12 protein-coding genes are annotated in these 13326 nt (G+C 59.1%); 9 read left to right on the plus strand and 3 right to left on the minus strand.

The genetic code is table 11. The features are described 5' to 3' along the window. The first annotated feature begins 165 nt into the window (after positions 1–165). The 6 genes from speE (at position 166) to GTU76_RS24705 (ending at position 5729) form a co-directional block, all read left to right on the plus strand. On the plus strand, positions 166–1041 hold the full coding sequence (gene speE / locus GTU76_RS24680; RefSeq protein ID WP_016982904.1) for a polyamine aminopropyltransferase: 876 nt from the start codon (positions 166–168) through the stop codon (positions 1039–1041). A gap of 237 nt (positions 1042–1278) precedes the next feature. Then, positions 1279–1512, plus strand: coding sequence for a hypothetical protein (locus tag GTU76_RS24685; RefSeq protein WP_016982905.1), 234 nt, complete (start codon positions 1279–1281; stop codon positions 1510–1512). Between the two features lie 209 nt (positions 1513–1721). Then, positions 1722–2069, plus strand: coding sequence for a ribonuclease E inhibitor RraB (locus GTU76_RS24690; protein WP_007914059.1), 348 nt, complete (start codon positions 1722–1724; stop codon positions 2067–2069). Between the two features lie 487 nt (positions 2070–2556). Next, on the plus strand, positions 2557–3966 hold the full coding sequence (locus GTU76_RS24695) for a circularly permuted type 2 ATP-grasp protein (protein WP_016982906.1): 1410 nt from the start codon (positions 2557–2559) through the stop codon (positions 3964–3966). 12 nt (positions 3967–3978) lie between these two features. Beyond that, a complete protein-coding gene (locus tag GTU76_RS24700; RefSeq protein WP_016982907.1) occupies positions 3979–4929 on the plus strand; it encodes an alpha-E domain-containing protein in 951 nt (316 codons plus the stop codon). After that, the gene (locus GTU76_RS24705; RefSeq protein WP_007914065.1) at positions 4926–5729 is read left to right on the plus strand and encodes a transglutaminase family protein; all 804 of its coding nucleotides are present in this window, start codon (positions 4926–4928) and stop codon (positions 5727–5729) included. The genes GTU76_RS24700 and GTU76_RS24705 overlap by 4 nt, the downstream gene beginning before the upstream one ends. Before the next feature lie 52 nt (positions 5730–5781). Here GTU76_RS24705 and GTU76_RS24710 read toward each other — a convergent pair whose 3' ends face one another. Then, positions 5782–6603, minus strand: a complete 822-nt coding sequence (locus GTU76_RS24710) for a c-type cytochrome (protein ID WP_180699843.1) — start codon at positions 6601–6603, stop codon at positions 5782–5784. A 585-nt stretch (positions 6604–7188) separates the two neighbouring features. Between GTU76_RS24710 and GTU76_RS24715 the strand changes: the two genes are divergently transcribed. From GTU76_RS24715 to GTU76_RS24725, 3 genes are all read left to right on the plus strand, one after another. Next, complete coding sequence (locus tag GTU76_RS24715; RefSeq protein ID WP_180699809.1) at positions 7189–8394, plus strand: acetyl-CoA C-acetyltransferase; 1206 nt, start codon at positions 7189–7191, stop codon at positions 8392–8394. 24 nt (positions 8395–8418) lie between these two features. Then, the gene (locus tag GTU76_RS24720; RefSeq protein ID WP_180699810.1) at positions 8419–10563 is read left to right on the plus strand and encodes a 3-hydroxyacyl-CoA dehydrogenase NAD-binding domain-containing protein; all 2145 of its coding nucleotides are present in this window, start codon (positions 8419–8421) and stop codon (positions 10561–10563) included. A gap of 92 nt (positions 10564–10655) precedes the next feature. After that, complete coding sequence (locus GTU76_RS24725) at positions 10656–11378, plus strand: amidotransferase (protein WP_175554920.1); 723 nt, start codon at positions 10656–10658, stop codon at positions 11376–11378. Positions 11379–11486: 108 nt separating this feature from the next. Here GTU76_RS24725 and GTU76_RS24730 read toward each other — a convergent pair whose 3' ends face one another. Then, positions 11487–12458, minus strand: coding sequence for a magnesium and cobalt transport protein CorA (locus GTU76_RS24730; RefSeq protein WP_175554919.1), 972 nt, complete (start codon positions 12456–12458; stop codon positions 11487–11489). A 134-nt stretch (positions 12459–12592) separates the two neighbouring features. After that, positions 12593–13315 carry a lysophospholipid acyltransferase family protein gene (locus GTU76_RS24735; RefSeq protein WP_016985526.1) on the minus strand — a complete coding sequence of 241 codons (723 nt, stop codon included), beginning with the start codon at positions 13313–13315 and terminating at the stop codon, positions 12593–12595. Between the last annotated feature and the right edge of the window lie 11 nt (positions 13316–13326).

Raw genomic sequence — 13326 nt, forward strand, 5'->3', positions numbered from 1 at the left:
CAGTGACTGAATAACCGCTATCGCGAGCAGGCTCACTCCTACAGGGATTGTGGTCTGCCGATGAAGTGAGGTTCGACCTGTCATCTTCGGCAACGTAGAATGCGCGCCTTTCCCGGGCGATCGTCTCCTCGATCGGCGCCCGCGCATTCATCGGAGCACTTGACCATGACCGTCACCAAAACCAGCGAGTACCTGGAAACCCTTTACGAAGGCTACGGCCAGCGTTTTCGCATGGAAAAACTGCTGCACGAAGTGCGCACCGAACACCAGCACCTGGTGATCTTCCAGAACCCGCGCATGGGCCGGGTAATGGCGCTGGATGGCGTGATCCAGACCACCGAAGCCGACGAATTCATCTACCACGAAATGCTCACCCACGTGCCGATCCTCGCCCACGGCAGCGCCAAGCGCGTACTGATCATCGGTGGCGGTGACGGCGGCATGTTGCGCGAAGTGACCAAGCACGCCGGTGTCGAGCACATCACCATGGTCGAGATCGACGGCACCGTGGTCGACATGTGCAAAGAGTTCCTGCCGAACCACTCCAGCGGCGCCTACGACGATCCACGTCTGAACCTGGTGATCGACGACGGCATGCGTTTCGTCGCCACCACCACAGAAAAATTCGACGTGATCATCTCCGACTCCACCGACCCGATCGGCCCGGGCGAAGTGCTGTTCTCGGAGAATTTCTACCAGGCATGCCATCGTTGCCTGAACGAAGGCGGCATCCTCGTGACCCAGAACGGCACGCCGTTCATGCAGATCGACGAAGTGAAAACCACTGCCGGTCGCCTGAACAGCCTGTTCCCGGACTGGCACTTCTATCAGGCGGCCGTGCCGACCTACATCGGCGGTTCGATGACCTTCGCCTGGGGCTCGACCAACCCGGCCTACCGCAAGCTGAGCCGTGAAACCCTGCAGCAGCGCTTCATCGGCAGCGGCATCGTCACGCGCTACTACAACCCGGAAATCCACATCGGCGCATTCGCCTTGCCGCAGTACGTGCTGCAAGCGATCAACAAGCCAAGTAACGACTAAAAGAACACTGCGACTCCCCTGTGGGAGCGAGCTTGCTCGCGAAGGCGATTTTTCATCCAATAAAATATTGGCTGACATTCCGCTTTCGCGAGCAAGCTCGCTCCCACATTTGCTTGCCCCCCCCAGTAGATGTCGTTTTTTTCATCTTCACCCGCTGTAATCCTTTTGAACCAACTTTCGGCGTTCACAGTCGAGATAGGTGTAAGCCCATTTGCGGGTTTGATCGAGGAGGCACCGATGCAAAAGTGGAAAGTCACTTTCGTGGACGATCATGGTGAAATTGTCGATGAGGTGTTCGAGCGCGCGGAATGCCCCAGCGACGATGAGGCCGCTCGATTGATCAAGGCACGGCTTCTGCCCGTCGCCGCCGAACTGGACCTGAATGATCTGGAAGGGCGTACCGCCGATGCTGGCGTGAAAAGCCTGAAATCCCAGAACAGCATCGAAATCCGCAGCATCACTCCTATCTGACATTCTTCCTGTCACCTTTGAAACCAGGCCTTGGCAGCGGCTCTAACTTGGGGCTACTCTGCAAGCGAGATCAGCGAACGGATCGCTAAGGTCTGGTCTTGTCAGCTACATGCTTGTTCCCGCGTGCAACCACGTTGCCGTCGTACTTTGGCCAAAGGCCCGGGGCGGGAATACGGAAAGTCTATCCATCTATGCGAGGGGGACGATTCATGAGCACAGCCTATCAAGAAGACATCAGCAGCAATGTTCTGCGCCGCATGAAAGAAGGCGGTTTCGATTTTTCCCGATTCCATCCCATCGAGTTCTACGCCATTTTCCCGGACGAGGAGCGGGCGCGCAGGGCGGCAGGCAAATTTCGCGGTGAATCCATCAATGCCCAGGTCAGCGTGCGTGATGACGGTGCGTGGGCGCTGGAATTGAGCAAAGTGATGTACGCGACGTACGACGATATCGGCGACTTCGAGCAGGGATTCTCTGCCGTGGTTGAACCTCTGGGCGGCATTATCGAAGGCTGGGGTGTGAAACAGGAGGTGCGCAACCGCCACCGTTTGAACTGATCTCTGGATTCATTTGTCGAGCAACGGCTGACCTTCGGGTCGGCCGTTGTCGTTTCCGGCGTACGCAAAGCACCGTGGCAAAACCCTGAAACAAGAAACCGAGGCAAAAAAAAGCCACCGGAGAGGGTGGCTAAAAGGGAAGACCGATAAGGAGAGGAAACCGGTCAGGGTTACAGCGGGGCGGGCTGCGAGGGCAGTCCAGGTCAGTTGAGCTGGCGACTTCGCGGCGCTGTGCGCGGGGAAGTTTTGCAGCGGATGCGCGGATTATCCGCAGGCAGCGCCGGGCAGTGAAATCAACTCTGACTATGCTGGTGATAGGCGATGCAGTGCGTCGCAATGAAGCGGGGGCAATCCGGTTGGGGCATTTGCCGCACAGGAATGGTGCGGTGCCTGCGGCGTGTATTTCCAACCGATTGAAATCAAAGCGTTTATGCCGATGGCACGGGCCTTGCGAAGGCCTGTAGGTCCGGGTGACAAGGAGTACGGCATGATCCGCACCTATTTTGATGAGATGTACGACGCCGGCGGCCAGGTTCGCCCGCATTATCGCGAGTTCGCCCGATGGCTGGCCGACACGCCTGACGAGCTGCTGGCCCAACGGCGACGCGAGGCCGATCTGCTGTTCCATCGCGCCGGGATTACTTTCACGCTCTATGGCGACGAGCAGGGCACCGAGCGCCTGATTCCTTTCGATACCATTCCGCGCAGCATCCCCGCCAGCGAATGGCGGATCGTCGAGCGCGGCTGTATTCAGCGGGTCAAGGCGCTGAACATGTTCCTCGCTGATCTCTATCACGAACAGCGCATCATCAAGGCCGGGATCATTCCTGCCGAACAGGTGTTGGCCAACGAGCAGTATCAGCTGGCGATGCAAGGCCTGGATCTGCACCGCGATATCTATTCGCACATCTCCGGCGTCGATCTGGTGCGCGATGGCGACGGCACCTATTACGTACTTGAAGACAACCTGCGCACCCCGAGCGGCGTGAGCTACATGCTCGAAGACCGCAAGATGATGATGCGCCTGTTCCCGGAGCTGTTCGCTGCCCAGCGCATCGCGCCGATCGATCATTACCCGAACCTGCTGCTCGACACCCTGAAAAGCTCAAGCCCGATCGATGACCCGAGCGTGGTGGTGCTGACGCCGGGACGCTTCAATAGTGCGTTCTTCGAGCACGCGTTTCTGGCGCGGGAAATGGGCGTTGAACTGGTCGAAGGTGCGGATCTGTTCGTGCGTGACGACAAGGTGTTCATGCGCACCACCGACGGCCCGAAAGCGGTGGACGTGATCTATCGTCGTCTCGACGACGCGTTCCTCGATCCGCTGGCGTTCAATCCCGACTCGATGCTCGGTGTGCCGGGGCTGCTGTCTTCCTATCGCTCCGGCAACGTGGTGCTGGCCAATGCCATTGGCACTGGTGTGGCGGACGATAAATCGGTGTATCCGTTTGTCACCGACATGATCCGGTTCTACCTCGACGAAGAGCCGATTCTGAAGAACGTGCCGACCTGGCAGTGTCGCAACCCGTCTGAACTTTCCCACGTGCTGGCCAATCTTCCAGATCTGGTGGTCAAGGAAACCCAAGGCTCCGGCGGTTACGGAATGTTGGTGGGGCCGGCGTCGACGACGGCGGAAATCGATGCCTTTCGCGAGCGCATCAAAGCCAAGCCTCACGCGTACATCGCACAGCCGACATTGTCGCTGTCGACCTGTCCGACCTTTGTCGAAAACGGCATCGCGCCGCGCCATATCGACTTGCGTCCGTTTGTCTTGTCCGGTCGCGAAACCCGCGTGGTGCCCGGCGGTTTGACCCGTGTCGCGCTGCGTGAAGGCTCTCTGGTGGTGAACTCATCACAGGGCGGCGGAACCAAGGACACCTGGGTGGTCGAGGATTGAAGGAAGCTTGCCATGTTAAGTAGAACTGCCTCGGATCTGTACTGGATGTCGCGCTATCTGGAGCGGGCGGAAAACCTCGCCCGGATGCTCGACATCAGTTATTCGCTGTCGCTGATGCCGCAGGACGGTCGCGGCGATGGCTTGCACGAACTGGCGATGCCGCTGCTGATCACCGGCACCCTCGACGATTATCTGGAGCGCCATGGCGCGCTGCACGCTGAACGCCTGTTGCACTTTTTTGCCCTCGATGCGGCCAACCCGGCGAGCATCTACAGCTGCCTCGGCGCGGCGCGGGCCAGTGCTCATGCGGTACGCGGACGCATCACGGCGGACATGTGGGAGAACATCAACTCGACGTGGCTGGAGATTCGCGGGATCGCCGAGCAGGGCCTCAGTCGCTATGGCATGAGCCGCTTCTGCGAATGGATCAAGGAGCGTTCGCACCTGTTCCGTGGTGCGTCGTACGGCACGATCATGCGCAACGATGCGTTTCGCTTTATTCGTCTCGGGACGTTCATCGAACGCGCGGACAACACGCTGCGGTTGCTCGATGCCCGCTATGAAATGGCCGGCGATCAGGCCGAGGCGGTCAGTGACGGCACGGCCCATGCGTATTACCAATGGAGTGCATTGCTGCGCGCCTTGTCCTCCTTCGAGGCCTACACCGAAATCTACCGCGATGCGCCGGGCGCCCGACATGTCGCCGAGCTGCTGCTGTTGCGTGCCGATGTGCCGCGCTCTCTGCGGGCCTGCACCGAAGAGATCGATCAGATTCTCGCGCAGTTGCCCGGGGCCAACGGCCGACCGGCGCAGCGTCTGGCGGCAGAGATGGACGCGCGCCTGCGCTACACCGGCATCAACGAAATTCTCGAGGAAGGCCTGCATGCTTGGCTGACCGAATTCATCCCGCTGGTGCGCCAGTTGGGCAACGCCATTCACAGTTCCTACCTGGAGGCTGCATGAGACTTTCCATAAGCCACGAGACCACCTATCACTACGAAGATCAGGTGCGGGCGAGCATCCAGTACCTGCGGCTAACCCCCCACGACAGCGAGCGTCAGCACGTGTTGAGCTGGCAACTCGACCTGCCGCGCCCGGTGCGCGCGCAACTCGATCCGTTCGGCAATATCCTGCATGTGCTGACCATGGACGAGCCGCACGAGGCGATCATCATCGGCGCACGCGGGCAGGTCGATATCGACGAACTGCGTGAGGCCGAACATGAGAGCCAGTCGGCGCTGCCGTTCCTGCGCTTCACCCGGTTGACTGAGGCGGATGAGGCATTGCGGGCGTTCGCCGAGAAATCCTGCAAGCAGCGGCGCGATCGCACGGCGCTGATCGATCTTATGCACGGTTTGAATCAGCACATGACTTACACGCCGGGTTCCACCGAGGTCGATACCAGTGCCGCTGAAGCCTTCGCCGGGCGTGCCGGAGTTTGTCAGGATCACGCTCACGCGTTTCTGGCTTGCGCACGTAGTCTCGGAATTCCGTCGCGTTATGTGTCGGGCTATTTGTACAGTGAGGATTGCGAGCATCTGGCCAGCCACGCGTGGGCGGAAGCCTGGCTGGATGACGCCTGGTACAGCTTTGACGTGACCAACGAACTGGCGCGGCCGGAACGGCATCTGAAACTGGCGGTGGGCCTGGATTACCTGGACGCCTGCCCGGTACGCGGCATGCGCCGCGGCGGCGGGTGTGAGCAGATGCACGCGAAAGTGTTCGTCTCGCCAACCCCGATCATCTCCGTGCAACAACAGTAGACGCCTTACTCCTGTGGGAGCGAGCAGGCTCGCTCCCACAAGGGAAATGGTGTTATGGCTTAACTTTGCGCCCGGCCATGTGTTTCAAATATCCCACCAACATCTGCAAATCCCCCTCCGGCAACACCTCCACCGAAAACCCCGGCATCTTCGCCTGCGGCCACTGACGCAAACTCTGCGGATCACGAATGTAACGCTTGAGGAAATCTGCGCCGAAATACTCGGTCGGGTTATACGGAATATTCAGATCCGGCCCGAACTGCGCATCCCCCGCACCGTTCAACCGGTGACAGGCCAGACAATTTTTCTGAAACAGCGCAAAGCCAAGATTGACTGGGTCATCCGCCTTCAACTCAGGATCCGGCAGCAGGGCAGGGAAGCGCTCGGCCACCGGCGCCAAGCGCTTGATGCTCGCGACTTCGAACGGCCATTGCTCCGGGCTGATATTGCCCGCCTGCGGATCGGTCCAGACCAGATAAAACGGCCCGGCGCTGTGCTTGCCTTCCGACAGCGGTGGCCACGGTTGAGCCGGATCTTCGATGGCCAGCCAGGCCCGTGCGCCCTCACGGTTGAGCAACGGCGCAGCAGCCAGTTCCGCGGCAAACCCGTCCAGTGCCACCGCTTGCAGGTGATCCTGCGGTTTGATCCCGGTCAGCAACGCGGCCACAGGCACGGCGCGGTAGGTCATGTCCTTCTTGTAGGACACATCGTTTTTGATCGTGAGGGTTTGCACTTGAGGATGCTTGAGCAGTTCTTCGGTCTGCCAGGTGCGGCTGCTTGCGCCCAGTTGCAGATCCAACTGTGCGGCAGACAAGGGCATGCTCAGCAGCATGGCCCCGAACACAATGAGCGCTTTCAAATGATCGCCGTCCATGTCGTGAGAGTGCACAAAGATTGGCACAGCCACGCTGGCCCGGGTAGCGGGCCAGTCACATTTTCAGTGGCGATAAACAGCACCTGCCGCTCGATTCAGCCGATGACCTTGGTCAGATTCGGCAAAATCAACAACAGCGTCGTGGCGAAAAGAATGAGCCCTGCTTGACGAACTTTCGGTTGTTTGAACATGGCTTGACCGCCTTTATTGTTATTTCCTGATGCTTGCCTGCATATCCATGACGGCAAGCGCTGCACTTCCTGTTGAAGAACGTCGGCCTCGGCAAAACCCGACGACCCTGACGTACATGTACTACCTTAGGGCCCGCGTCACGCTTGGCTTAGATCCATTTCATATGGAGCGCTTGCCAGATGCGATAAAAAAGGCATGAGGCTTATTGCCAGCTTCTTTGCCGCCCGCTGGCTAGACAACTCGCCGACCTGAACCGGTTCACCCAGTCTTCTGTGACCGTCCGTCTGAGCGTGTGCGTCAAGCGCATTGAGCGCTGTGGTCATTGAATCCGCGACCGCTCGGGTCAAGAGTGAAGGCACAAGAAACCATTCCCCGCACAGGTTCGAGGACGTCATGACCCAAGCTTTGATTTTCGATGCGTTACGTACGCCCCGTGGCAGAGGCAAGGCCGATGGTGCCTTGCACAGCGTCAAACCGGTGAATCTGGTCGCCGGTCTGCTGACCGCGCTGCAGGAGCGCACCTCGCTGGATACCAGCCAGATCGATGACGTGGTGCTCGGCTGCGTCACGCCGATTGGCGATCAAGGCTCGGACATCGCCAAAACCGCGGTGCAGGTGGCCGATTGGGATGTCAGCGTTGCCGGTGTGCAGATCAACCGTTTCTGCGCCTCGGGACTGGAAGCGGTGAACCTTGGCGCAATGAAAGTGCGCTCGGGTTTCGAAGACCTGGTGGTGGTCGGCGGTGTCGAGTCGATGTCGCGGGTACCGATGGGCAGCGACGGCGGCGCCTGGGCGCTGGATCCGCAAACCAACCTGCACAGCCACTTCACCCCACAAGGCGTTGGTGCGGATTTGATAGCCACGCTTGAGGGTTTCAGTCGTCACGACGTCGATGCCTACGCGCTGCACTCGCAACAGAAGGCCGCGCGGGCCCGGGCTGACGGTTCGTTCAACAAGTCGCTGGTGCCGGTGCAGGACCAGAACGGCATCATCCTGCTCGATCACGATGAGTTCATTCGTGCCGAGTCGACTCTGGAAGGCTTGGGCAAGCTCAAGCCGAGTTTCGAAATGATCGGGCAGATGGGTTTCGACGCGACGGCATTGCGGGTCTACAGCCATGTCGAGCGAATCAATCACGTGCACACACCGGGTAACAGTTCCGGAATCGTCGACGGTGCGGCGCTGATGCTGATCGGCTCCGAAGCCAAGGGCCGGGCGCTGGGCTTGCAACCTCGGGCGCGCATTGTCGCCACGGCGGTTACCAGCACCGACCCGACCATCATGCTCACCGGCCCTGCGCCGGCGACGCGCAAGGCACTGGCCAAGGCCGGGCTGCGCGTTGAAGACATCGACCTGTTCGAGGTCAACGAAGCGTTTGCCTCGGTGGTGCTGAAGTTCATCAAGGACATGGCCGTCGATCCGGACAAGGTCAATGTCAACGGCGGCTCCATCGCCATGGGTCACCCGTTGGGCGCCACGGGGTGCGCGATCCTCGGCACCTTGCTCGATGAGCTGGAAGCGCGACGCCTGCGCTATGGCCTGGCGACGCTGTGCGTCGGCGGCGGCATGGGCATTGCCACCATCATCGAACGCCTCTGAGCCCCGAATTCAAGGAACCTTGTTATGAGCGAAGCCATTCGTTACGAAAAAGGCCAGGACGCTATCGTCGTGCTGACCATCGACATGCCGGGCCAGAGCGCCAATACCATGAACGCCGTGTACCGCGAGGCCATGGCCGCTTGCGTTGCACGCTTGGTGACTGAAAAAGACCAGATTGCCGGGGTCATCATCACCTCGGCGAAGAAAACCTTCTTTGCCGGCGGCGACCTCAATGAGCTGATCAAGGTCGGCAAGCCTGAAGCCAAAGCCTTCTATGACATGGTGCTGACCCTCAAGGCGCAGTTGCGCACCCTGGAAACTCTTGGCAAACCGGTGGTCGCGGCGATCAACGGCGCGGCGTTGGGTGGCGGTTGGGAAATCTGCCTGGCCTGTCACCACCGCGTGGCACTGGATGACGCCTCGGTGCAACTCGGTCTGCCGGAAGTGACCCTTGGCCTGTTGCCGGGCGGCGGCGGGGTGGTGCGTATGGTGCGCATGCTTGGCATCGAAAAGGCGCTGCCGTATCTGCTCGAAGGCAAGAAAGTGCGTCCGCAACAGGCGTTGCAGGCGGATTTGATCGATCAGTTGGCTCTGGATCGCGACGATCTGCTGGCCAAGTCGCGCGCATGGGTCGTTGCCAATCCGACAGCGTTGCAGCGTTGGGACGTGAAGGGTTATCAGATTCCTGGTGGTACACCGTCGAACCCGAAAGTGGCGCAGATGCTGGCGATTGCACCGTCCATTCTGCGCACTAAAACCCAAGGTACGTTGCCAGCGCCGGAGAAAATCCTTTGCGCGGCAGTCGAGGGCGCTCAGGTCGACTTCGACACCGCGCACTTGATCGAAACCCGTTACTTCACCGAACTGACCACCGGGCAGATCTCGAAAAACCTGATTGGCACGTTCTGGTTTCAGCTCAATGAGATCAATGCCGGTGGCTCGCGGCCGTCCGGTTTTGCGCCGTATGTTACGCGTAGGGTCGGCGTGCTTGGCGCAGGGATGATGGGCGCGGGGATTGCCTTTGTCAGTGCTTCGGCGGGTATTGAAGTGGTGCTCAAGGACGTCAATCTGGCTGCCGCCGAAAAAGGCAAAGCACATTCAGCGACTTTGCTGGACAAGAAAGTCGCGCGGGGCCAGATGGATGCTTCGCAACGTGAGGCAGTACTGGCGCGGATTCACGCTACTGAAAGTGACGCCGATCTGGCGGGTTGCGATCTGATCATCGAAGCTGTGTTTGAAGACCGCGACCTCAAGGCCAAAGTCTCTTCTTCAGCCCAGCGGGTGGTGGGTACCGAAGCCGTGATCGCGTCGAATACGTCGACGCTGCCGATCACGGGGTTGGCGACGGCTGTTCCTGATCCTGGCAAATTCATCGGCCTGCATTTCTTCAGTCCGGTGGAAAAAATGCCGCTGGTGGAAATCATCAAAGGCGTGCGGACCACTGATGAAACCCTCGCCCGAGGTTTTGATTTCGTTCTGCAAATCAAGAAAACGCCGATCGTGGTCAATGATAGTCGCGGCTTCTTTACTTCGCGGGTGTTCGGCACGTTCACCAACGAAGGCATCGCCATGCTTGGCGAGGGCGTGAGTGCGCCGATGATCGAAACCGAGGCGCGCAAGGCCGGCATGCCGGTTGGGCCTCTGGCGATCTCTGACGAAGTTTCCCTCAGCCTGATGAGCCATATCCGCCAGCAAACCGCCAAAGACCTACAGGCAGAAGGGAAGCCGCTGATTGAGCACCCGGCCTTCGCTGTGATTGACTTGCTGCTCAACGAATACAAGCGCCCGGGCAAGGCGGCCGGTGGCGGCTTTTACGATTATCCGGCCGGTGGACAGAAACATTTATGGCCCGAACTGAAGGCGCGTTTCGAGCAGGTAGACGGGCAGATTTCGCCCAAAGACGTGCGTGATCGACTGTTGTTTGTGCAAGCCATCGAAACCGTGCGCTGCGTGGAAGAGGGCGTATTGACCTCGACGGCGGATGCCAATATCGGTTCGATCTTCGGCATCGGTTTTGCACCGTGGACCGGCGGTGCTTTGCAGTTCATCAACCAGTACGGCGTGAAAGATTTCGTCGCTCGCGCGCAGTATCTGGCTGAGCAGTATGGCGAACGTTTTGCGCCGCCTGCGTTGTTGTTGGATAAAGCAGCGAAAGGTGAAATGTTCTAAGGGCAACGAGCATTCCGGGGCTTGCCTTGCCTGGGTGTTTCAGGGCAGGCTCTGGGGTGTTCATTATTCCCATCACGTGTCAGGTATTTTTTATGTCGCTACGCATCTGCATTCTGGAAACCGACATCCTGCGTCCGGAGCTGGTCGATCAATATCAGGGTTACGGACAGATGTTTCAGCGCCTGTTCTCGCAGCAACCGATTGCCGCCGAGTTCACCGTCTACAACGTGATGCAGGGCGAATACCCAAGCGACGACCTGACCTTCGACGCGTACCTGGTCACCGGCAGCAAGGCCGATTCGTTCGGCACCGACCCGTGGATCCAGACGCTCAAGGAATACCTGCTGACCCGTTACGAGCGTGGCGACAAACTGCTCGGCGTGTGTTTCGGCCATCAACTGCTGGCGCTGTTGCTCGGCGGCAAGAGCGAGCGCGCCACTCAAGGTTGGGGTGTTGGCACCCACAATTACAAACTCGCGGCCAAGGCGCCGTGGATGAGTCCGGTGCGTGAGGAGCTGACGCTGCTGATCAGTCACCAGGATCAGGTCACTGCGCTGCCGGAAAACGCCACGGTCATCGCTTCCAGCGATTTCTGCCCGTTTGCGGCGTATCACATCAACGATCAGGTTTTGTGCTTCCAGGGCCACCCGGAATTCATCCACGATTATTCGCGGGCGCTGCTGGATCTGCGTCAGGAAGCGTTGGGTTCGCAGATCTACAGCAAGGGTGTGGCTAGCCTCGAGCAGGAACATCACGGCGCCACGGTTGCAGAGTGGATGATGCGCTTTGTCGCGCACAAGCCAGAAACTGTCTAAGGCCAAAAGCTTCGCGAGCAGGCTCGCTCCCACATTGGATTTTCGGTGCTCCACCGATCCATGTGGGAGCGAGCCTGCTCGCAAATGTTCCAGACAACTCGGTCTGCTCTACAACCACCCGGACTTTTTGAAACTCGCCCATAAACTCACACACCCCACCGTGATGAACCCCAGCACACCGAAATAGCCGTAATGCCAGCTCAACTCCGGCATGTTCTGGAAGTTCATCCCGTAAATCCCCGCCACCGCCGTCGGGAACGCCAGAATCGCCGCCCAGGCAGCAAACTTGCGCTGCACCACGCTTTGCCGTGAAGCCTCGAGCAACACACCGATCTCGATGGTCTGGCTGGCAATGTCGGCCAGGGTGCTCAGGTCTTCCATCTGGCGCGTTACGTGGATCTGCACATCGCGAAAGTACGGGCGCATATTCTTGTCGATAAACGGGAAACTCAGCTTCTGCAGTTCCTCGCCAATTTCCACCATCGGCGCCGCGTATCGGCGCAGGCGCACGACATCGCGGCGCAAGCCATGCAGCTTCTGGATGTCACGCTCGTTCAACGCGCTACACAACACGTTGCGCTCAAGTTCATCGATCTCGGCGTGGATGGCTTCGCCCACCGGTTGGTAGTTCTCGATGACGAAATCGAGCAGCGCATAAAGTACGAAATCTTCCCCGTGTTCCAGCAGCAGCGGACGCGCCTCACAACGTTGGCGGACATGCGCGTAGGACGCCGAGTGACCGTTACGCGCCGTGATGATGTAGCCCTTGCCGGCAAAAATGTGCGTCTCGATAAATTGCAGAATGCCGTTCTCGCGGATGGGCGAGTAGGTGACGATAAACAAAGCGTCGCCAAAGGTTTCCAGCTTCGGTCGACTGTGTTTTTCCAGGGCATCTTCAATGGCCAGTTCGTGCAAGTTGAACTGACGTTGCAGATTGGATAGCTCCTGAGCGTCCGGCTCTTCAAGACCGATCCAGACAAAGTGCCCGGTTTTCGCGGCCCAGGCAGCGCCTTCGTCGAGGGTAATATTGGTGACTTTCTTGCCAGCGCTGTACACCGCAGCAGCAACAACTCGACCCATGGTGGTGATTCACTTCTTCTTGGCAGGTGGCAGGGAATGCAAGGCTTCAGCTTAGCCGTGTCGCTGCTTGAGAGTCAGTGAAATCTGTACAGTTCACCGGGCAAAAGAAAACCCGCACAGGGCGGGTTGTCTTTTCAGGCGGCTTGCAGTTGCCGATCCATCGACTCAATGCACTCGCGCATCTGTTCACGGCACTGTTTGATGAGCATGGGCATGTCATCCATGGTCAATCCGGCTGTAGGAATCGCCGGTAGCGAGCGTATGAGAATTTTTCCGCTGCGCCAGCGGTTAAGACGCATGTGCTTGATGTAGCTGCTGACGCAAACCGGAACGATTGGCACGCCGGCGGCAATCGCCATCTGGAACGCACCTTTCTTGAACGGCAGCAATTCTTCGCCGAGGTTGCGTGTACCTTCCGGGAATACCCAGATCGAAGTGTCTTCGTTCTGCAGGGTGTTGGTGGTGGTCAGCATCGACTGGCGCGCCTTGTGCGCATTGCCGCGATCGATCAGCACATTGCCGGCGAGCCAGAACAGTTGCCCGAACAACGGCACCCACTTCAGGCTTTTCTTGCCGATGCACACGGTACGACGGGGCACAACGTTGCCGAACACGAACAGATCGTAGTTGGACTGATGGTTGGCGATGATCACGCAGCTGTCAGGCTTGTTCATCAGGCCGCTGACGTCCGTTTTCACCCGCAGGCGCAAAATGCACATGGCTGGCAATGCGTAGAGTCGGGCGCATAGACGGCTGTTGTCCGGATTGAATGGGCGGCAGATCCCGAGGATTACCCCGAGTACGCCTGCCAGAATAAAGTGCAGGCCCATCAATAACATACGAAACACGAACAGCATTTTCAGGCCCT

The sequence above is a fragment of the Pseudomonas crudilactis genome (genome assembly GCF_013433315.1).
Taxonomy (GTDB): domain Bacteria; phylum Pseudomonadota; class Gammaproteobacteria; order Pseudomonadales; family Pseudomonadaceae; genus Aquipseudomonas; species Aquipseudomonas crudilactis.

What these genes read in the sequence shown, in the direction of transcription:
- GTU76_RS24735 (WP_016985526.1), bottom strand. Translation starts at nt 13,315, where the DNA reads ATGCTGTTCGTGTTTCGTATGTTATTGATGGGCCTGCACTTTATTCTG.
- GTU76_RS24710 (WP_180699843.1), bottom strand. Translation starts at nt 6,603, where the DNA reads ATGGACGGCGATCATTTGAAAGCGCTCATTGTGTTCGGGGCCATGCTG.
- GTU76_RS24685 (WP_016982905.1), top strand. Translation starts at nt 1,279, where the DNA reads ATGCAAAAGTGGAAAGTCACTTTCGTGGACGATCATGGTGAAATTGTC.
- GTU76_RS24725 (WP_175554920.1), top strand. Translation starts at nt 10,656, where the DNA reads ATGTCGCTACGCATCTGCATTCTGGAAACCGACATCCTGCGTCCGGAG.
- GTU76_RS24715 (WP_180699809.1), top strand. Translation starts at nt 7,189, where the DNA reads ATGACCCAAGCTTTGATTTTCGATGCGTTACGTACGCCCCGTGGCAGA.
- GTU76_RS24690 (WP_007914059.1), top strand. Translation starts at nt 1,722, where the DNA reads ATGAGCACAGCCTATCAAGAAGACATCAGCAGCAATGTTCTGCGCCGC.
- speE (WP_016982904.1), top strand. Translation starts at nt 166, where the DNA reads ATGACCGTCACCAAAACCAGCGAGTACCTGGAAACCCTTTACGAAGGC.
- GTU76_RS24705 (WP_007914065.1), top strand. Translation starts at nt 4,926, where the DNA reads ATGAGACTTTCCATAAGCCACGAGACCACCTATCACTACGAAGATCAG.
- GTU76_RS24695 (WP_016982906.1), top strand. Translation starts at nt 2,557, where the DNA reads ATGATCCGCACCTATTTTGATGAGATGTACGACGCCGGCGGCCAGGTT.
- GTU76_RS24700 (WP_016982907.1), top strand. Translation starts at nt 3,979, where the DNA reads ATGTTAAGTAGAACTGCCTCGGATCTGTACTGGATGTCGCGCTATCTG.
- GTU76_RS24730 (WP_175554919.1), bottom strand. Translation starts at nt 12,458, where the DNA reads ATGGGTCGAGTTGTTGCTGCTGCGGTGTACAGCGCTGGCAAGAAAGTC.
- GTU76_RS24720 (WP_180699810.1), top strand. Translation starts at nt 8,419, where the DNA reads ATGAGCGAAGCCATTCGTTACGAAAAAGGCCAGGACGCTATCGTCGTG.